The 20,503-nt window shown below is 24.7% G+C and carries 21 protein-coding genes, 1 tRNA gene and 1 pseudogene; 9 read left to right on the top strand and 14 right to left on the bottom strand.

Features of this window, described 5'->3' with window-relative positions; all coding sequences use genetic code 11:
- The first annotated feature begins 60 nt into the window (after positions 1 to 60).
- Positions 61 to 133, top strand: a tRNA-Phe gene (locus H0H74_RS02730).
- Positions 134 to 150: 17 nt separating this feature from the next.
- Here H0H74_RS02730 and H0H74_RS02735 read toward each other — a convergent pair.
- The 4 genes from H0H74_RS02735 to H0H74_RS02750 form a co-directional block, all read right to left on the bottom strand.
- A complete protein-coding gene (locus tag H0H74_RS02735; protein ID WP_185849168.1) occupies positions 151 to 663 on the bottom strand; it encodes an OmpH family outer membrane protein in 513 nt (170 codons plus the stop codon).
- Between the two features lie 29 nt (positions 664 to 692).
- Positions 693 to 3,209, bottom strand: a complete 2,517-nt coding sequence (locus tag H0H74_RS02740; RefSeq protein ID WP_185849169.1) for a BamA/OMP85 family outer membrane protein — start codon at positions 3,207 to 3,209, stop codon at positions 693 to 695.
- A 12-nt stretch (positions 3,210 to 3,221) separates the two neighbouring features.
- Entirely contained in the window at positions 3,222 to 3,953 is a 732-nt protein-coding gene (locus H0H74_RS02745; RefSeq protein WP_185849170.1) for an isoprenyl transferase, read from the bottom strand.
- Between the two features lie 61 nt (positions 3,954 to 4,014).
- Positions 4,015 to 4,899 carry an NAD kinase gene (locus H0H74_RS02750; protein WP_185849171.1) on the bottom strand — a complete coding sequence of 295 codons (885 nt, stop codon included), beginning with the start codon at positions 4,897 to 4,899 and terminating at the stop codon, positions 4,015 to 4,017.
- A gap of 76 nt (positions 4,900 to 4,975) precedes the next feature.
- Between H0H74_RS02750 and H0H74_RS02755 the strand changes: the two genes are divergently transcribed.
- The 3 genes and pseudogenes from H0H74_RS02755 to aroQ all read left to right on the top strand — a co-directional run bounded on the left by H0H74_RS02755 (position 4,976) and on the right by aroQ (position 7,056).
- The gene (locus H0H74_RS02755) at positions 4,976 to 5,911 is read left to right on the top strand and encodes a mevalonate kinase family protein (RefSeq protein ID WP_185849172.1); all 936 of its coding nucleotides are present in this window, start codon (positions 4,976 to 4,978) and stop codon (positions 5,909 to 5,911) included.
- Positions 5,912 to 5,921: 10 nt separating this feature from the next.
- The gene (locus tag H0H74_RS02760; RefSeq protein ID WP_185849173.1) at positions 5,922 to 6,635 is read left to right on the top strand and encodes a pseudouridine synthase; all 714 of its coding nucleotides are present in this window, start codon (positions 5,922 to 5,924) and stop codon (positions 6,633 to 6,635) included.
- Positions 6,632 to 7,056 (top strand): annotated as a pseudogene (aroQ, locus tag H0H74_RS02765) (type II 3-dehydroquinate dehydratase). The gene H0H74_RS02760 and the pseudogene aroQ overlap by 4 nt, the downstream one beginning before the upstream one ends.
- Here aroQ and H0H74_RS03145 read toward each other — a convergent pair.
- The 6 genes from H0H74_RS03145 to H0H74_RS02790 are packed head-to-tail and all read right to left on the bottom strand — an operon-like array spanning position 7,023 to position 10,748.
- The gene (locus H0H74_RS03145; RefSeq protein WP_238784089.1) at positions 7,023 to 7,343 is read right to left on the bottom strand and encodes a hypothetical protein; all 321 of its coding nucleotides are present in this window, start codon (positions 7,341 to 7,343) and stop codon (positions 7,023 to 7,025) included. The pseudogene aroQ and the gene H0H74_RS03145 sit on opposite strands and share 34 nt — an antisense overlap.
- 29 nt (positions 7,344 to 7,372) lie before the next feature.
- On the bottom strand, positions 7,373 to 7,651 hold the full coding sequence (locus tag H0H74_RS03150; RefSeq protein WP_317167882.1) for a GTP-binding protein: 279 nt from the start codon (positions 7,649 to 7,651) through the stop codon (positions 7,373 to 7,375).
- Positions 7,626 to 8,420, bottom strand: a complete 795-nt coding sequence (locus H0H74_RS02775; RefSeq protein WP_185849174.1) for an alpha/beta fold hydrolase — start codon at positions 8,418 to 8,420, stop codon at positions 7,626 to 7,628. The genes H0H74_RS03150 and H0H74_RS02775 overlap by 26 nt, the downstream gene beginning before the upstream one ends.
- Before the next feature lie 18 nt (positions 8,421 to 8,438).
- A complete protein-coding gene (locus H0H74_RS02780; RefSeq protein ID WP_185849175.1) occupies positions 8,439 to 9,200 on the bottom strand; it encodes a ribonuclease III family protein in 762 nt (253 codons plus the stop codon).
- Positions 9,190 to 10,449 (bottom strand): beta-ketoacyl-ACP synthase II, encoded by a 1,260-nt coding sequence (gene fabF, locus H0H74_RS02785; RefSeq protein WP_185849515.1) that lies wholly within the window; start codon positions 10,447 to 10,449, stop codon positions 9,190 to 9,192. Before fabF ends, H0H74_RS02780 begins: the two co-directional genes overlap by 11 nt.
- A gap of 29 nt (positions 10,450 to 10,478) precedes the next feature.
- On the bottom strand, positions 10,479 to 10,748 hold the full coding sequence (locus tag H0H74_RS02790; RefSeq protein WP_185849516.1) for an acyl carrier protein: 270 nt from the start codon (positions 10,746 to 10,748) through the stop codon (positions 10,479 to 10,481).
- A gap of 89 nt (positions 10,749 to 10,837) precedes the next feature.
- Here H0H74_RS02790 and pckA point away from each other — a divergent pair, with 89 nt between their 5' ends.
- The gene (gene pckA, locus H0H74_RS02795) at positions 10,838 to 12,421 is read left to right on the top strand and encodes a phosphoenolpyruvate carboxykinase (ATP) (RefSeq protein ID WP_185849176.1); all 1,584 of its coding nucleotides are present in this window, start codon (positions 10,838 to 10,840) and stop codon (positions 12,419 to 12,421) included.
- A gap of 6 nt (positions 12,422 to 12,427) precedes the next feature.
- On the opposite strand, the gene H0H74_RS02800 is transcribed toward pckA, so the two are convergent.
- Positions 12,428 to 13,024, bottom strand: coding sequence for a riboflavin synthase (locus H0H74_RS02800; RefSeq protein WP_185849177.1), 597 nt, complete (start codon positions 13,022 to 13,024; stop codon positions 12,428 to 12,430).
- 50 nt (positions 13,025 to 13,074) lie between these two features.
- Here H0H74_RS02800 and pdxA point away from each other — a divergent pair, with 50 nt between their 5' ends.
- On the top strand, positions 13,075 to 14,115 hold the full coding sequence (gene pdxA, locus H0H74_RS02805) for a 4-hydroxythreonine-4-phosphate dehydrogenase PdxA (RefSeq protein WP_185849178.1): 1,041 nt from the start codon (positions 13,075 to 13,077) through the stop codon (positions 14,113 to 14,115).
- On the opposite strand, the gene H0H74_RS02810 is transcribed toward pdxA, so the two are convergent.
- Positions 14,107 to 14,346: a F0F1 ATP synthase subunit epsilon gene (locus H0H74_RS02810; protein WP_185849179.1), complete on the bottom strand. Its 240-nt coding sequence runs from the start codon at positions 14,344 to 14,346 to the stop codon at positions 14,107 to 14,109. The two genes, pdxA and H0H74_RS02810, sit on opposite strands and share 9 nt — an antisense overlap.
- 4 nt (positions 14,347 to 14,350) lie before the next feature.
- The gene (gene atpD / locus H0H74_RS02815; protein WP_185849517.1) at positions 14,351 to 15,856 is read right to left on the bottom strand and encodes a F0F1 ATP synthase subunit beta; all 1,506 of its coding nucleotides are present in this window, start codon (positions 15,854 to 15,856) and stop codon (positions 14,351 to 14,353) included.
- A gap of 76 nt (positions 15,857 to 15,932) precedes the next feature.
- Here atpD and H0H74_RS02820 point away from each other — a divergent pair, with 76 nt between their 5' ends.
- Genes H0H74_RS02820 through H0H74_RS02825 form a run of 3 tightly spaced genes read left to right on the top strand, consistent with a single transcriptional unit; the run spans position 15,933 to position 19,448 of the window.
- Positions 15,933 to 16,874, top strand: coding sequence for a bifunctional riboflavin kinase/FAD synthetase (locus H0H74_RS02820; RefSeq protein ID WP_185849180.1), 942 nt, complete (start codon positions 15,933 to 15,935; stop codon positions 16,872 to 16,874).
- Positions 16,855 to 17,316, top strand: coding sequence for a hypothetical protein (locus tag H0H74_RS03155; RefSeq protein ID WP_238784090.1), 462 nt, complete (start codon positions 16,855 to 16,857; stop codon positions 17,314 to 17,316). Before H0H74_RS02820 ends, H0H74_RS03155 begins: the two co-directional genes overlap by 20 nt.
- A gap of 23 nt (positions 17,317 to 17,339) precedes the next feature.
- Positions 17,340 to 19,448, top strand: a complete 2,109-nt coding sequence (locus tag H0H74_RS02825) for a PD-(D/E)XK nuclease family protein (protein ID WP_238784091.1) — start codon at positions 17,340 to 17,342, stop codon at positions 19,446 to 19,448.
- Here H0H74_RS02825 and leuB read toward each other — a convergent pair.
- Positions 19,442 to 20,500 carry a 3-isopropylmalate dehydrogenase gene (gene leuB, locus H0H74_RS02830; RefSeq protein ID WP_185849181.1) on the bottom strand — a complete coding sequence of 353 codons (1,059 nt, stop codon included), beginning with the start codon at positions 20,498 to 20,500 and terminating at the stop codon, positions 19,442 to 19,444. The two genes, H0H74_RS02825 and leuB, sit on opposite strands and share 7 nt — an antisense overlap.
- Positions 20,501 to 20,503: the final 3 nt, after the last annotated feature.

Raw genomic sequence — 20,503 nt, forward strand, 5'->3', positions numbered from 1 at the left:
AAAAAAATAATAACAAAATTTATTACTGATTATTTTATTGTACTTTTGTTTTTATGTTTTGGTATCTTAGCTCAGTAGGTAGAGCAAAGGACTGAAAATCCTTGTGTCCCCGGTTCGATTCCGGGAGATACCACTTTTCCACTTACTTACTTATCTTACTCCTAATTCCTTTTTAACTTCTTCAGTTATATCTTCACCTTTATTAACTAAAACGCCTTTTCCAGGACTACAATCATCAACTCTTATAATACTTTTATCTTTATCTATTACTTTATGAATAGCATTTTCTATTTTCTTATATATAGGATTTAATAATTTATTTTGTTTTTTGGTTAAATCATCTGAAGCAGTTTTTTGATAAGCATGAGCTCTTGCTTGTAAAATCTCTAATTCTTTTTTAAGAATTGGATTTTTATTTTTTTGAAATTTTTCTGCTTTTTTATGAAATTCTTTTGCTAATTTATCTAATATATTTTCATGAATTTTGCTAATTCTATCTAATTCCTTTTGAGCAGTAGAAAATTCTGGCATTTTCTCTATCAAAGCCATACTATTAAGACAAACTATTTTTTTATGACATTCTTGATCCTTAGAATATGAAGAATATGAATATCCAAATAAAGAAATAAATAATAGAAAATAAAAAATGGTATTTTTTTTCATATAATTTTTGTGTTTTTATTTGTATTGTTTTACAAATCTTTTCCTACTATAAAATGTATTTTCCATTTTGATTTATTAAAACCATGAATTATATCACTATTTATAGGATATCCAAAATCCACTCCTAAAAAACCTATTGGAGTCCAAAATAAACGAAATCCAAATCCAAAAGATTTATTCATAATTAATGGATTAAATTTTTGATAAGAATCACTAATATTTCCTCCCTCCATAAAACAAGTTGTCCAAATTTTTAATTTGGATAAATTCTTAATTAAATAACGTATTTCAAAAATAAGTTTGTTATAAATTGTTCCTACATTATCAGAAATTTGATGATTAAAAGAATATCCTCTTAATGGAATATGATCTTTATCATATAATTTTGATCCTAAAAAATTATTATGCACTCCCCCCATATAAAATTTTTGAAACGAAAATAATTCTTTTGAATGGTTATATTGTCCTAAATAACCTAATTCTCCTCCCGTTTTCAATATCATATTATCTATGATTTTTTTATACCAAAAGAAAATTATTTTCAATTTAAAATATTCCATCCATTCTTTATTATTATTCTTCAAAATTACGGAATATGGAAGAGTAAACATGCTATTCAACTGCATTTTGGATCCTTGAAATGGAAAAATAATATCAGGTTTTATTGAAAGTCTTTGCAATGAAATTAAATAACTTAGATTATTGAGTTTATATTTTGGATCTAAATTAGAAGAGGTTTTTTTTTGAAAAATGAGTTGTTCGTAATCTATAGATGTCAAAATTTTTGAATAAGGATCTAAAAAATTTAAAAACTTATTTAAATAAACAGAAATTCCTATTTTTTCTAAAAATTGATTTTCTTCATGTGATACTTTAATATTCTTATATACTTGAGATAAAAAATTTAAATCTTCTTTGGTTTTTATTTTTTTTATTGAATATTGACTCTTAAAAGTAAGAGAAGTAGGATTGTTTCTCTCTATCCAAGGTTCTGTAAAAGAAAATCCATAAGATTTAAAATCTTTTCCTAATTGACTATGAATAGTTAATTTTTGTCCATCTCCTTGAGGAATAGGACCTTTAAAATTCCATTTTAAAATATTTTTAAAAGAAAAATTTCCAATATTCAACTTAAAATTTCCAATAACTTTTTTAAAGTCTGTTCCTCCAAAACCTCCATGAAACTGAAATTCATTAGTATTTTTTTCTACAACATGCCATTCTACATCTATCAATCCATCTTTTTCATTTAGCTTAATTTTATGATATATTTTATCAAAAAGACTTAATTTTTCTAAATTTAATAAACTATGTTTTACGTTATGAATAGAAAAAAGATCACCCGGATAAGTTCTCAATTCTCTTCTAATAACATGATCTTTAGTTATTGAATTTCCTAATATTATGACTTTATTTATATATGCAGGTCTATTTTCTTTTATTCGAATTTCCAAATCTATTTTATTATCTAAAATTTTTTTTTCTATAAAAAAAATATTAACAAATAAATAGCCTAAATTTACATAAGAATAGAGAATACTCTTAGTATAAGAAGAATTTAAAATATTTCTTTTAATTTCAACTTGATTATATACATCTCCCTTTTTGTAAAAAAAAATCTTATTCAAAAAATCTGTTTTTAAGTTTTTATTTCCTAATATATTAACGTTTCCTAAATAATATTTTTTTCCTTCTATAATTTTTATTTTAATTCTATAATTTCCGGATTTTTTTCTCCACACAGAATCCAAAAATACCTGAATGTCAAGATATCCCATAGATTTATATTTGTTGATAATATTTTTTAAATCTTCTTTTATATTTTCTTGAACAAAAAGAGGTTTTTGAATTATGGAAATTATGGGATAAAGATTTTTTTTAGTTTTACTCATTAAATCAAGTAATTCTTTCTCTTGAATTACTTGATTACCATCAAATAATATTTCTTCTATTTCAATTTTTTTTCCTTTATTAACATACAAACATAGTACATTTTTATTATTAAAATTCTTATTTATTTCACATTTTATATCAACTTCATGATATCCTTTTTTTGTATAATATTCTTGTATATCATTTTTTATAGTTTGAATTAAATCACCAGATATTTTATCTCCAATTTTTATTTTTTTTATGTTAGGAAACTGATCTTTTTTAATTCCTTTCAATTTTATTTCATGAATTTCTTCTAAATCTTCCAGTTCAAAAAATAAATCAATCTCATTTTTATACACATTTTTTTTAAAAACAGATACTTTTCCAAAAAGATTACTTTTCCACAATTTTTTTATAGCATTATCCGTTTTAATTCCATCAATATCAATCGATTCTCCAGTATAAATTCCTGACAATCTAGAAATAAAATGACTATCATATTTAGTTTTACCTATAATATGAATTTCTTTGACAATGAAAGAAGAATTATTTTTGTTATTATTTGCATTAGAATAGTGTTCTTCATTTTGAACAAATAATGAATATCCTGGTTGGATTTGTATTATTATTAATAAATAAAAAATGCTGCTTATTAAAATGTTTCTTTTCATGAATACAAAAAATTATTCTACGTTTCCAAAACGACGTTTTCTTTTTTGATAATTTATTATAGCTTCGAAAAAATCTTTCTTTCGAAAATCAGGCCATAAAATATTTGTAAAATATAACTCCGCATAAGCAGACTGCCAAAGTAAAAAATTGCTAATACGTTGTTCTCCACTAGTTCTTATAATTAAATCTACATCTGGTAAATCTTTAGTATATAAATGATTTTGAAAAAAAGAACAATTTATATCTTTTAATGAAAAGAAACCATTGTATATTTTTTCAGAAATATTTTTTGTTGCTCTTAAAATTTCTTCTCTACCACTATAACTCAATGCTAAAATCAAAGTAACAGATGTGTTATGTTTTGTTTTTTTCATGAAAAAAAATAATTCTTTTTGAATTACTTCAGAAAATTTTTCCATTTCTCCTATGGTAAGAATTTTTACATTTTTTTCATGAATTTCTTCTAAATGAATTTTTAAATTAGTATGAAATAAATGCATTAAATTATCTATTTCTTCTTTAGGTCTATTCCAGTTTTCTGATGAAAACACATATAGAGTGATATAAGGAATTCCTAATTCTTTACATCCATTTATAGTATCTCTTACAGATTGTATCGCTTTTTCATGACCAAATGTCCTTATTTTTCCTCTTTTTTCAGCCCAACGACCATTTCCATCCATGATAATAGCAACATGATGAGGAATGTTATTATAATCTATTTTTTCTAATAATTTTTTCATAAAAAGTCATAAACACATCTCTTAACAAAGATATAAATAAAAAATAAAGATATTTTCACATTTAATTTCGTTGATCCATTCCCCATAAAAGTTTTTCTCTCAATGTTTTATAATATGTATTTTTTTTTTCTTGAATAAGATATATGTAAAAAGGAGCTTTTTGAATATATAATTTATTCTCCTGATTCAAAGAAGTTAATCTTGTATCCATAGACAAAGAATAAGATTTTACACGACTATGTATTTTTAAGTAAACTTTTTGATGATCTGATATAATTAATGGGCGTGAGAATAAATTATGTGGAGATATAGGTGTTAAAACAAAATTTTTATTTTCAGGACTAATAATAGGCCCACCACAGCTCAGAGAATATCCCGTCGATCCAGTCGGTGTGGAAATGATTAATCCATCAGCCCAATAAGAAGTTAAAAATTCATTATCTATATAAACATCTATAGTGATCATAGATACTGTTTCTTTTCTAAGAATAACAATTTCGTTTAATGCAAAATTAAAAAATTTTTTATGATTTTTTATAGAAGTTTCTAACGATAATAAACTTCTGGGCATTATATAAAGTTTTTTATTAAAAATTTGATCTATTTTTTTTATAAAAACATCTTTATTAAAAGTAGCTAAAAAACCTAAATTCCCTGTATTAACTCCAACTATAGGAATACCGGAATCTCTAATTAATGTAATAGCAGATAATATAGTTCCATCTCCTCCAAAAGTAAACATTAAACTAAAATCTCTATTTAATTCTTTATAATGAGAAAATACAGGAAAATCTAAATTTTTGAATTCTTCAAAAGAAGACAAAACATTAAAAAATGATTTTTCAATATGGATTTCTATTGAATGACTAGAAGCATAACCTATGAACTGATTTAAATATGGTATATTTTTTTCACAAAACCTTTGTCCATATATGGCTATTTTCATTGTTTAAATTTTCTAACTAAATTGGAAAAATTACGAAATTATATATTAATTATAAAAATTAAGAGTTTTTTTTAGAATGAAAGAATCTTTGTTTCCTGCAAAAATATTACTATTTGGAGAATATGTAATTTTGAAAAATTCAAGTGGACTTTCTATTCCTCATAATATTTACAAAGGAACTTTAAAAGTTCCTTCTAATTCTGGATTAGATAAAAATATTTTATATTCTAATTCTGAGATTAAAAAATTTCATAATTTTTTATCTATCTATGCTAGAAAAAAAAAATGCATTTCAACAAAACTAGATTTAAAAAAATTGCATGAAGATATACAAAAAGGTATATTTTTTCATTCGAACATTCCTCAAGGATATGGAGTGGGAAGTTCTGGAGCATTAGTAGCTGCTATTTATGATAAATACGCAAAAAATAAATTGAATAAATGTTTTAAAAAACAAAATATCATAATCTTAAAAAAGATATTCAGTCAAATGGAATCTTTTTTTCATGGAAAAAGTTCTGGTATAGATCCTTTAATTTGTTATTTAAATCAACCTTTATTCATTAGATCAGAAACAGATATTTCTATAATAGGGATCCCAAAAAAAAATACAGGAAAAGGAGCTATTTTTTTATTAAATTCTGGAATTCCAAGTAAAACTAATTCTATGATAAAATTGTTCTTAAAAAAATTAAAACATGACAGTTTCAAAACTATTCTTATAGAATTTATAAAATATAATGAAAAATGCATTGAAGCTTTTTTAAAGGAAGATTTTAATATTTTATTAAAAAATGTTAAACTATTATCTAATTGGGTCTTTCATCATTTTAGTCCTATGATTTCTAAAGATTTTTTGAAAATATGGGAGTATGGTATATTCAATAATATTTACTATTTAAAGTTATGTGGTTCTGGAGGAGGTGGTTTTTTTTTAGGATTCACATCGAATTATGATTTATCCAAAAAAAAATTGAAAAAATACACAATGGAAGTCCTTTTTCGTTTTTAATTCATTTTTTATGCATAAAAAAATTAGATTAAATCATTATTTATCCAATGCAGGGATTGCTTCCAGAAGAAAAGCGGATGAACTTATTCAATCTGGAGTAATAGAAGTGAATGGAAAATTTGTTTTCAAGTTAGGAACTGTTATTTGTACAAATGATATTGTAAAATTTCATGGATCGAGAATTAAATCTAAAAATAAAGTTTATATACTACTCAACAAACCTAAAGGTTTTATTACTACTACACGAGATCAATTTAATAGAAAAACAGTAATGAATTTAATCCCCTTCTTCTTTGAATATAGAATTTTTCCTGTAGGAAGATTAGATTATTCTACTACAGGTGTTTTGCTTCTAACAAATGACGGATATCTAGCTGAAAAGATGACTCATCCTAAATATCATGTAAAAAAAATATATCATGTATCATTAAATAAAAAAATTAAAAATGAAGATTTAGATAAAATAAGAAAAGGAAAAATTTATCTAAAAGAGGGAAAAGTAAAAGTCATTTTTATAAATAAAAAAAATAACGCTAAAAATCAAATAGAAATAGGATTGTATATAGGATGGAATAAAGTCATTAAACGAATATTTAAAAAACTAGATTATCAAGTTATTCGATTAGATCGTATTAATTTTGGGGGACTTTCAAAAAAAAATCTAAAAATAGGAGACTGGTGTTTTTTAAATAAAGAAAAAATAGAAAATATTACTAAAACATGAAAAAAATAACCATTATCAACGGTCCTAATTTAAATCTTTTAGGAATAAGGGAACCTGAATTATACGGAAATCTAAATTTTTTAGATTATCTCAACGAATTAAAAAAAAAAAAATATTTTCTAATATAGAAATTATTTATTATCAAAATAATAGTGAAGGAAAAATTATAGATATTTTACATACTGTAGGATTCAAATCGGATGGAATTGTCCTAAACGCAGGTGCTTATACTCATACTTCTGTAGCAATTGCTGATGCTATAAAATCCATTCACTCTCCTGTTATAGAAGTTCATATTTCTAATATTTATTCCAGAGAATCTTTTAGACGAAAGTCGTTTCTTTCTTCTGTTTGTAACGGTACAATTTTTGGTTTTGGATTAAAATCTTATGAATTAGGAATAATGAGTTTTTTTTTATGATCTTGATAAGAATCATTTAGTTTTTTGATAAACTGAATTAAATTATTAATTCCATATTTATCTTTCACGGAGACTTTAAACCATATAGGCATATAAAATCCATTTTTTTGAATTTTCTTAATACATAAAGAAATATTTTCATCAACAAGTCTATGATTTTTCAATTTATCTGTTTTTGTGAAAATAATACTAAAATGTATTTTCGCATCATTTAGTTTTTGAATAAAATCTAAATCTATTTTTTGTATAATGAATCTACAATCTATTAATAAAAATAAAAAAGTCATGTTTTTTTTATAAAAAATATAATCTTTAATTAATCCTTGTGTTTTTTTTTTATTTTTTTTGCAGAAAAAAATCCATATCCTGGTAAATCTACCAAATACCATTTATGATTTATTAAAAAATAATTTATGCATTGTGTCCTTCCAGGATAAGAAGAAATTTTGGCTATTTTTTTTTTAGCTATGCTATTTATTAAACTAGATTTTCCAACATTAGAACGCCCTATAAAAGCATATTCAGGAAAATAATGAATAAATAATTGATTAATGTTTTTTAAACTTCCTTTAAATTTTACAGAAGTAATTTTCATGGTTAAAATCAAATTTGGAAAGCCATTTTTCTAATATTTCTATAAATGTTTTGGGGTGTTCCATCATAGGAACATGTCCACATTTATCTATCCAATGTAATTCTGAATGAGGTAATAATCTATGAAATTCTTTTGCTACTTCTGGAGGAGTGACATGATCTTGTTTTCCCCAAATTAAGCAAATAGGTTGATGAATGATAGATAAATCTTTAGACATATTATATTTCATAGCACTTTTTGCAATATATAAAGTTTTAATTCCTTTTTTTTTATCATTTACAATATGAAAAACTTCATCTACTAATTCTTTAGTAGCTATATTAGGATCATAAAATACTTCTTGTGATTTTTTTCTAATATATTCATAATTTTCTCTTTTAGGGAAAGCATCTCCAAAAGCTTTTTCGAATAAACCGGAACTTCCTGTCAAAACTAGAGAATGAACTAAATCTATTCTTTTTTTTGCTATAATTAAAGCAATATGTCCTCCCAAGGAATTTCCTATTAAAGTAGCTTTTTTAATTCCTATTTCCATTATAAATTGAGTTACATATTTAGATATATTATAAATATTAGTCAATAGCAATGGCATATTATAAAGAGGTAATGAAGGAATGATGACTTGATAACCTTTTTTTGGAAAAAAATCTAAAAGAGCTTTGAAATTACTCAACCCTCCCATTAATCCATGTAGCAAAATCAAAGGATGACCTTTTCCTTTTTTTATATAAGGAAATTTTTTTTCTTTTTTTTTAATAAGATTAAGCATAACATCATACGATTTTCTTTATTTTATGTTTTTAAGTATTTTTTTATTTTTTTTGCATTGTTTTTGAACGATCAAATAAGCTTCTTTAGCTGCCATTTCTTCTGATTTCTTCTTAGAATAACCTCTTCCTTTAGTTTGAATTCCACATTCTGATATTGTAAATTCAGACAAATAAATAATTTTATTTTTATCTTCTTTGTCTTCTCTAAAAGTTTTAAAATTTATAAAAAATTTATTTTTTTGAGACCATTCTATAATCCATACTTTATAACTGAAAATTTCATTTTGTAATTTTTCAATATTTACATGGTTGTGTAAAATTTTTTTATGTACAAAATCTTCACATCCTTGATATCCTGTGTCTAAATAAATGAATCCTATTAAAGCTTCAAGAGTATTCCCCAGTATATTATCAGATATTATAGATTTATCCAAAAAAATATCTGTAATAGTTAATTTTTTAGAAATTTCATTTAAATTTCTTCTACATACAATTTTAGATCGTATTTGAGTTAGTTCTCCTTCTTTTTTTTCAGGAAATTTTTCACACAAAAAATGTGATATGATAGAATTTAATACAGCATCTCCCAAAAATTCTAACCTTTGAAAATTAATAGAATAATTTTGATTTAAATTTCTTTTTTTTGTAGAAAAACTATATATAAATACTTCTTTTAAAAATTTAGTATTTTTTGGACGAAAACCTAATATTTTTATTAATTTATCAACTAATACAGAATAGTCATTTTTTTCAAAAAAAGCACTATTTTCAGATAACATTTATTTTTTTAAATAAAATACAAACATTATGTCCTCCAAAACCAAAAGTATTGCATAGACTAATTTTAACTTCTTTTTTTATTGCTTGATTCGGAGTTAAATTCACTTTCGAATTAATATTTTTATCTATATGGAATAAGTTTATAGTTGGAGGAATAAAGCCTTTTGTTAAAGGAAGAATAGATGCAATTGCTTCTATTGCTCCAGCTGCCCCTAATAAATGTCCCGTCATAGATTTTGTAGAATTAATATCTATATTATGTATATTTTCATGAAATACTTCTTGAATAGCTTTTATCTCTGCAATATCTCCTAATCTAGTAGATGTCCCATGAGAATTAATGTGATCAACTTCTTGATATTCAATACCTGCGTCTTTAATAGCGGATTTCATAGCTAAAACAATTCCTTTTCCTTCTGGATGAGGAGTCGTGATATGATAAGCATCTCCAGACATCCCCACTCCTACTATTTCAGCATATATATTGGCTCCTCTTTCTTGAGCATGTTGATATTCTTCAAGGACAAGACAACCAGCACCTTCTCCTAATACAAAACCATCTCTATTTTCGTCAAAAGGGCGTGATGCAGTTTTATAATCTTCGTTTCTAGTAGATAATGCATGTAAAGCATTAAATCCTCCTACTCCACTTTGTGTTATAGCAGCCTCAGACCCTCCAGTAATCATAATATCAGCTTTTCCTAAACATATTAAATGATAAGCATCTACAATAGCATTAGAAGATGAAGCGCAAGCAGATACCGTAGCATAATTCGGTCCATGAAGACCATAATTCATAGAAATAAAACCAGCAGTAATATCTATTAGCATTTTAGGAATAAAAAACGGACTAAATTTAGGATATTTTCCTCCATGTACATAATCGGAAATAGACTCCTCTAAATTTAATAGACCTCCAATTCCAGATGCCCAAATTACTCCTATTCTTTCTCTTTCTTCTTTTGAAAAATTGATTTCACTATTTTTTATCGCTTCTTCAGAAGCGATAATTCCATATTGTGCACAAGGATCTAATTTTCGTATTTCTTTTTTATTAAAAAAAATACTTGGATCATAATTTTTTAACTCACAAGCAAATTTAGTCTTATATTTTTTAGTATCAAAATAAGTAATAGGACTACAACCATTTCTTCCGTTAATAAGAGAGACCCAATACTCTTCCACAGTATTACCTATAGGAGTAATAGAACCAATGCCAGTTACAACTACTTTTTTTAAGTTATCCATATTCATAATCCATAAAAAAAAATGTCTGTCTAATCAATTTTTTTTTCTTCTGCATTTTTTTTATCCATCAAAAGATTTTCTATAGCTTGTATGGCTTCACCTACTGTTGTTATTTTTTCAGCTTTTTCATCTGAAATACTAATATTAAACTCTTTTTCAAATTCCATAATGAGTTCTACTATATCTAGGGAATCTGCTCCTAGATCATTGGTAAAATTAGCGGTAGGAGTTATATCACTTTCTTCTACACTTAATTTTTCTACGATAATAGCATTGACTTTAGATGCAATATCAGACATAAATTCATAATTTTTTTTATGATACAAAATTAGTAAACTTTTGTAAATCATATATAAATTTGCTTTATGCATAATATAGTATATGACATATGATATCTTTTGATATAGAAAATTATGGAATTTTTAATTCTTCATATAATTGGCAATTGACACCCGATGAATTACAAAAAATCATTGTTCAAAAAAAAATGGGAGTAGAAACAGAATCAGGAGTTATAGCCATAAATACAGGTTTTTTTACGGGAAGATCTCCTAAAGATCGATTTATTGTAAAAGATGATGTTACAGAACAAAAAATTTGGTGGGATGAAAAATTTAATCAATCTTTTGATTCAAAAAAATTTGATTCTTTATATCAAAAAATGACTCAATATTTATCGGGAAAAACATTATATATCCGAGATGGATATCTTTGTTCCGATAAACGTTATCAATTAAATGTTCGTTCTATTAGTGAATATCCATGGTCTGATCTATTTATTCATAATCTTTTTTTAAGATTTACAAAAGGGGAAAGAGTTTTTCCGAATTGGTTATTATTATGTGCTCCAGGATTTCAGGCAAATCCCATAAAAGATGGAACACGAAACAAAAATTTTTCTATATTAAATTTTTCTAAAAAAATAATTCTGATTGGGGGGTCAGGATATACAGGAGAAATCAAAAAATCTATATTTTCTGTTCTAAATTTTATACTTCCTATGTATAAAAATGTTTTTCCTATGCATTGTGCTGCAAATGTAGGAAAAGAAAAAAAAGATACAGCTCTTTTTTTTGGATTATCCGGGACAGGAAAAACTACTATTTCTAGTGATTTCAACAGAAATTTAGTAGGAGATGATGAACATGGATGGACTTATGATAACATAATCTTTAATTTTGAAGGAGGATGTTATGCTAAAATATTGGGTATTTCTCAAAAAAATGAACCTATGATTTATCATGCTATAAAGAAAGGAGCTATGTTAGAAAACATAATTTTTAAAAAAAAAACTAGAGAAGTTGATTTTTTAAATGATACCATTACTCAAAATATAAGAATTAGCTACCCCATTTATTTTATAAAAAATATAGAAAAAAAGTTATTATCTTCTAATATAAAAAATATTTTTTTTCTAACATATGACGCTTTTGGAGTTTTACCTCCAATATCTAAACTCAATAAAGCACAATCTTCTTATTATTTTTTATTAGGATACACATCTAAAGTAGCTGGAACTGAATTAAATATTAAAAAACCAAAAGCAACTTTTTCTTCTTGTTTTGGAGCTCCATTTATGCCTTTACATCCTATTCAATATACAAAAATGTTAATGAAAAAATTAGATGAGACTGAAATAAACGTTTGGATGGTTAATACCGGATTGATATCGGGAGGTTATTCGTCTGGATATCGTATGAAATTAGATGATACACGTAAAATTGTCCAAAATGCTTTGGATGGTTTTTTATCGGAAGTCCCTTATGAAAAATATCCTATTTTTAATTTTAAAATACCGAAATGTTGTCCAGGAGTATCGTCTAACATATTAAATCCGAAAAACTCATGGAAAAATGAAAAAATGTATCAAGATCAAGTTAAAACACTTGCCAAAAAATTTATTAAACATTTTGATATATACAGACAATACATAGATAAAAACATTTCATCTGGAGAACCTTTTTTAGAATAAGTATATTTATATAAAATATTCTTTGATATATTTTTTAATATATTTTCCTATAATATCAAATTCTATATTTACAATATCACCGACTTTCATCATACGTAAATTGGTTTTTTCATAAGTGTAAGGCAAAATAGATACATTAAATATATATTTATCACATGTTATTATAGTAAGACTTATTCCATTAATAGCAATAGAACCTTTTTCTACAACTATAGAATCCAATTTTTTTTGAAATCTAAAAAAAAATAACCAGCTTCCATTTCTATTTTCAATTTTAATAATCGTAGCAATCGTATCAACATGTCCTTGAACTATATGCCCATTTAATCTCCTATGCAATGTTATTCCTCTTTCTAAATTTACTTCATCTTGAATTTTTAAAAAATTTAAATTAGTACATAATAAAGTTTCTTCAGAAGCTAAGACGGAATAAGTTTTTTTATTAATATTCATAATACTTAAACATATTCCATTATGACAAATACTTTGATTGATTTGAATTTCGTTATTCAAAAATGGATTATTAAAAGTTATATAAAGATTATTTTTATCACGATTTAATTGATATACTTTTGCCGTGCATTCTATGATTCCAGTAAACATAATGATTTATAATTTTTTTCAAATTAATTAAATATTATATATTATTATTTATGAATTATAGAAAAAAAAAAATTAGAGTAGGGTTTACCACAGGTGATATTAACGGAATAGGAATAGAGATTTTTTTGAAAGTATGTTATAAAAAAAAACTTTTAGATTTTTTTACCCCAATATTATTTGGATCTACTAAATTATGTTTTTATTATAAGAAAATTTTAAATATGGATATTAGTAATATACGAGAAGTAAAAAATTTGAAAGAAGTTATTGATTATAAAATAAATGTACTCAATATATGGAAAGAAGATATTAAATTTGAATCTATAAAAATAAATCATCCCGAATCAGTAAAATATCCCGTTTTATCTTTAAAAAAAGCTGTAACAGCTTTAAAAGAAGGAAAAATAGATGTACTTGTAACAGCTCCAGTTAATAAAAAATGTATGAATTTCAAAAATTTTTCATTTGTTGGTCACACTGAATATCTACAAAATATTTTAGAGGGTGAATCCTTAATGTTAATGATTCACGATATTTTAAAAATAGCTTTAGTAACCAATCATTTACCCTTAAAAAGGGTAAGTTCAGAATTAAGTATCAAAAAAATAATAAAATCAATTAAAATTTTACATCAATCTCTTATCATTGATTTTTCTATAGAAAAACCTAAAATTGCAGTTTTAGGATGTAACCCACATTCAAGTGATAATGGATTAATGGGAAATGAAGAAAAAACAAAAATTAAACCAGCTGTTGATAGTTTATTTCAAAAACAAGGGTGGTTAGTTTTTGGCCCTTATTCTTCAGATAGTTTTTTTGGAAATCAAAGTTATAGAAATTTTGACGCTGTTTTAGCTATGTATCACGACCAAGGATTAATTCCTTTTAAAACATTAACTTTTAATCAAGGAGTTAATTTTACAGCTGGTCTTTCTCACATACGAACATCTCCCGATCATGGTGTCGCCTATGACATAGCTAAAAAAGGAATAGCCAATGAAAATTCATTTGAAGAAGCGATTTTTAGTGCTATAAAAATATTCAAAAATAGAAAAGAACATAAAAAATTTAGTTCATATAAATTATTGTAAAATTACAGTCACTATATTTTTTTTTACTTGTAAAAGTCCACCTTTTATTTTAATTTCCTTATTTACATCTTTTTTATCTGATTTTAATTTCAAAAGACCATTTTTTAATATAGAAATGAATGGAGCGTGATTTTTTAATATTTGAAAATATCCATGAAATCCAGGGGCTATTACAGAAATAATATTTTCTTGATACAAAATTTTATGAGAACTAATAATTTTTATTTTCATAAGTTTATTCAGATAACATTTTTTTTCCACTTTCCATAACCTGTTCAATTGTTCCTTTTAAATTGAAAGCGGCTTCTGGGATATCATCTAATTCTCCATCTATTATCATATTAAATCCTTTTATAGTGTCTTCAATTTTTACAAATTCTCCTTCTATCCCCGTAAATTGTTTCGCTACATGAAATGGTTGAGACAAAAAACGTTGAACACGTCTAGCTCTAGAAACTATTAATTGATCTTCTTCACTTAATTCTTCTACACCAAGAATAGCTATGATGTCTTGTAAAGAATTATATTTTTGCAAGATTTTTTTTACCCTTTGTGCGCAATTATAATGATTTTCATTTATTATATCTGGAGATAAAATACGTGAAGTAGAATCTAAAGGGTCTACTGCGGGATAAATTCCTAAAGATGCTATTCTTCTGGAAAGAACAGTGGTTGCATCCAAATGAGAAAATGTGATAGCAGGGGCAGGATCTGTTAAATCATCTGCAGGAACATAGACTGCTTGTACGGAAGTGATAGATCCTGTTTTTGTAGAAGTTATTCTTTCCTGCATAGACCCCATTTCAGATGATAAAGTAGGTTGATATCCTACTGATGAAGGAATTCTTCCTAATAAAGCTGAAACTTCTGATCCAGCTTGAGTAAAACGAAATATATTATCTATAAAAAACAATACATCTTGTCCTTTTTTCCCTTCTAAATATTGATCTCTGTAATATTCAGCCAAGGTTAATCCGGATAAAGCAACTCTTGCTCTAGCTCCAGGAGGTTCGTTCATTTGACCAAAAACAAAAGCGGCTTTAGATTCTCTCAAATATTCCTTATCTACCTTAGAAATATCCCAATATCCTTTTTTCATTGATTCCATAAAAGATTTTCCATATTTTATAATTCCAGATTCCAACATTTCTCTTAATAAATCGTTTCCTTCTCTAGATCTTTCTCCAACTCCTGCAAAAACAGATCTACCTCCATGTCCTTTTGCTACATTATTAATTAATTCCTGTATCAATACAGTTTTTCCTACTCCAGCTCCACCGAATAATCCGATTTTTCCTCCTTTAGGATAAGGTTCTATTAAATCTATAACTTTAATTCCTGTATACAAAATCTCTGTATCAGTAGATAAATCTACAAATGCAGGAGGTTCACTATGAATAGGTTTAGTTTTAGATCTATCAATATCTCCTAATCCATCTATACAATTTCCTAAAACATTAAAAACTCTACCATTAATAGATTCCCCTATAGGAACACAAATTGGTTTATCTAATGCATAAACTTCTTGACCTCTTTGCAATCCGTCTGTGATTTCCAAAGAAATACAACGAACATTATTTTCTCCCATATGTTGTTGAACTTCTAATACGATTTTATTTTTAGATGAATGTACTTCCAAAGCGTCATAAATTTTAGGAAGATAAGATCCTCCTTCAAAAGAAACATCAATTACTGGTCCTATAATTTGAGTAATTATTCCTTTAAATTTTTTTTTATGCATCATACAATCCCTTTTTTTTCAAGATTTATACAATTATATTTGTAATTGTAAATGTAAAAGAAAAAAGATAAAAATTTTGAAAATTTATTCATTAATTGATGAATTTTCTTCTTTATTTCCATGTGTATTGACACTTGGAATTTTTGATGGCGTTCATATAGGTCATCAAAAAATTATTAAAAATTTAATTTTAAGATCTAAAAAAAAATATTGTTCCGTATTACTCACTTTTCAACCACATCCAAAAGAAATATTAAATCATGATAAAAAATTTTTTTATTTAAATACTCTTTCTGAAAGAATATATCACTTAAAAAAAACAGGAATAGAACACTTGATTATTCATCCCTTTACTACAAATTTTTCAAGATTAAGAACAAAAGATTTTTTTCAAAAAATTTTACATCCTAAATATCAAATTAAACAAATCATTACGGGATACGATTCTCATATTGGAAGAAATAGAGATAACTCTTATGAAGAATTAAAAAAACTATATCATATTTATGGAATTAAAGCTTATCAAGTCAGTCCTTACAAATTAAGAGAAAAAATAGTGAGTTCGACTCACATACGTGAGTCTCTTTTATTAGGAGATATAAAATGGGCAAACCAAGCTTTAGGGTATTTTTATACATTATCTGGAAATGTTATACGAGGAAAGGGAATAGGAAGAACTATTAATTTTCCGACTGCAAATCTACAAGTAGATTCCAAAAAATTGATTCCTAAAAAGGGTGTTTATGCTGTAAAAATTAATTATTTAAATAATATGTATTTAGGAATGTTAAATATAGGAATAAATCCTACCATAGAAAAAGAAAATAAAAAAATAAAGATAGAAGTCCATATATTTGATTTTTTTGAAAATATATATGGAAAAAAAATAGATATTTTAATGATTGGTATCATACGTAATGAAAAAAAATTTGATTCTATTCAAGAATTGAAAAAACAAATATGTACAGACAAAATGAATATACAAAAATTTTTTACTCGTGAAAAAACGAATCGATAAAATTATAAAATCCATATTGAAAAACTTTAATCATAAAATTATTTTCATATCTAAAACTTCTACTATTATAGAATATATAAAAAATAAATACAGTTCTAAATTTCATTCAAAAACTCAATTTTTTACAATAAAAGAATTTCTGGAAAAAATTTCCGGACTAAAAATTTTAGATAATCATTCAATACTACTTTATTTTCTTTCCCTTTTAAAAAAAGATGATTTTATGGAAAAAAATTTTAATGATTTTTTTAATTGGGGGCCTAAAATATTAAATGATTTTCAAAATATAGATTTTAATCTAGTTGATATTGAACGTTTTTTTTCTTATATGATTTCTACAGAAAAGATAAATAAATGGGATCTTGATCTTTTAGAGAAAAAAAATTTTTTTTTTGGGAAAAAATTCGTGAATACTATTATATTTTACAATCTCAACTTTTAAAAAGAGGAATCACTTATTATGGAATGCTTTTCAAAATAGTTATTTCTCGTTTAGATTCTTTTTTATCTCAAAATTTTAATACAAAAATTGTATTATTTATTGTTGAAAATATTGCATTTAATGAATGTGAAAAAATTTTTGCTAAAAAAATTTTTCAAAAAGGATTAGTTTATGATTTATGTAAAAAAAATGTTTCATTTTCAATTTTAGAATATTTAAACAAAAAAGGAATTTTTAATTCTGAAACACGTTTACAATATGATCATATTAAAATTATTGGCGTTTCAAAAGAAATAGAACAAGTGAAAGTAGTGGAAAATATCATATGTAAATTGATAAAAAAAGATCAAAAACCTAAAAAAATACTCTTAATTCCAGGAGATAACTATTTAACTATTCCATTATTATATTCTATAAAAAAATTAGGGATTAATATATCTTTTAATATAGATTATTCATTAAATAATATTCCTATTTATTATACTTTTTATTCTATATTTCAATTACTGTTAAAAAAAAATAAATTCCAAAAATTTACTAGAAAAGATGTTATAAAAGTATTATCCAATGGATATATTCAAAAATTTTTTTTAAAAAAAAATTTAGTATTAAAAAAATTGAATATAGAAAATGATTCGGATTTTGTTTCCGAACACGAGATAAAAAAATATTTACATACAAATGACTTATGGATTATTTTTAAAATTTCAACTAATAATATAAAAATGATTCTTATAAGTCTTATTGGCTTTATTAGGAAATTTATAAAATTGCTTCTTACGAAAAAAAGAAAACATTTTTTGGAATTAAAATTCATTTTTAAATTAGAAATTTATATACAAAAATTAAGAATAATAGTTAGAAAAACTAAAAATTTATCTATAGGAATCAATGATGTATTTAACATGTATGAGCAGTTTACTCATACAGAAAACATACGTTATATACGTAAAAATAAAATAGGATTATATATAACAGGTTTTACAGACATTTTTTTTGAAAATTTCGATATTGTAATCATAACATCCTTCAATGAAGGAGTCATACCTAGAAATCATAAAAATCCCTCTTTCATTCCCTTTAGTACAGGTACTAAACTAAATATCAATGATTTAAATGAAAATTTTTATTTTCATCATTTCACGAGAATTATTCAATGTTCAAAAAAAACATATTTAATATATAAAAATCAACCAGATGAAATTAATTCTGGAGAAAAAAGTCGTTTTATTCATAGAATAGAAATAAACTCTAAAATTTCAACAGAAAAAATAAACAAACCATTTTTTCCTATTCTTTCTATAAATTCAATAAAACAACCTATTGTAATTGATAAAACGAAATCTATAATTCAGTGTTTACATGAATTAATGGATAGAGGGTTATCCCCTTCTTCTATTCATTTATACAATTATAATCCCCTTTTATTCTATTATAAGAAAATACTTAAGCTGAATGATCCAGAAAAAACGTATTATAAAAAAAAAATAGGAAAGATGATCCATAAAATATTAAAAATATTATATGATCCTATCAAAAAAAATTTAATAACTATCGATTCTATTCAGAAAATGAAAAAAAATTATGCACTTATTATAAAAAATTATATAAAAAATTTCATTTCATGGGATGAAAAATTGGTTAAAAATGGACATAAGATTTTTATCCAAGAAATAGAACGAAAAGTATCTACGACATTAAATATTGGATCAAAAAAAGTAAAATTGCATGGGATTATAGATCGTATAGATGAATATGATGGAATCACTCGTATTCTTGATTATAAAATAGGATATTCAAAATTTAAAGAAATGAACATTTCTTCAAAAAATATTGAAAACATTTTTTACGATACAAATTATACGAATATTATGCAACTACTTATTTATGTTTATTTGTGGTTTGAATCTTCTGTATTTAAAGGAAGTAAAAAAAAACCTCCTATTATAGGAATTGTTTCTCCCAAAATGAATGGAAACATATTCCAAGTTCCTGTAAACATTTTTAAAATACAAAATAAAAAAACGAACATAACATATGTAGATTATAAAATAAACGTTCTTCCATTTCTGATAAGAAGAATTTCTGATATTCTAGATCCTAGGATTCCTATTATAGAAAAAATTTACTGATTTATAATATATTTTTCTATATAATTTCCTACTTCTTCAGTAGTGGAAGATAATTTTGAATTAACAATATCTGGAGTACATATTTTTTCTTCAATAGAATTTCTAACAGCTTCTTCTAAAAGATTTTTTTCTTTATGCATTCCAAAATATTCTAACATCATAGAAACTGAAAGTATACATCCTAAAGGATTTGCGATATTTTTTCCTTTTGCTTGAGGATAAGATCCATGTACAGGTTCAAACATGGATTTATAATTTCCTATAGAAGCCGAAGGTAATAACCCTAAAGAACTTGTTAAAACACTCGATTCGTCTGAAAGAATATCTCCAAACATATTATCCGTTAAAATAATATCAAATTTTTTAGGATTCATAATAATTTGCATAGCTGCATTGTCGATATACAAAAAATCTAGATTGACATCTGTATAATCCATAGATATTTTCTGAATGACTTCTCTCCATAATCTAGAAGTCTCTAATACATTAGCTTTATCTACTAATGTTACTTTTCTTTTACGAGAAAGAGCTGCTTTAAAAGCCATTTCTCCAATTTTTTCTATTTCTTTTTTAGAATAAATACAATAATCATAAGCTTTTTCTCCATTTTTACAACGACCTTTTTTTCCAAAATAAATACCGCTTGTTAATTCTCGATATATAATGAAATCAACTTCATGTAAGAATTCCTTTTTTATAGGAGATTTATCTAAAATTGGGAATATTACTATAGGACGAATATTACAATATAAATTCATTCTTTTTCTTAGTTTTAATAATCCATCTTCAGGTCTCATTCCTCTTGAATTATGATCATGTTTTGGATCTCCTATGCAACCAAATAAAACCGCATCTGATTTTAAACAACTATCTATAGTTTTTTCTGGCATAGGATTTCCAAATTTTTCTATAGCTTTGGATCCAGCTAAAACATTTTGATAATGAAAATTATGACCATATTTTCTAGCTATAGAATTTAAAACTTTGATAGCCTGTCTAATTACTTCAGGTCCTATCCCATCTCCTTCTATTACAGAAATATTTTTTATCATATT

Source organism: Blattabacterium cuenoti, assembly GCF_014251315.1.
GTDB classification, from domain to species: Bacteria; Bacteroidota; Bacteroidia; order Flavobacteriales; family Blattabacteriaceae; genus Blattabacterium; species Blattabacterium cuenoti_AJ.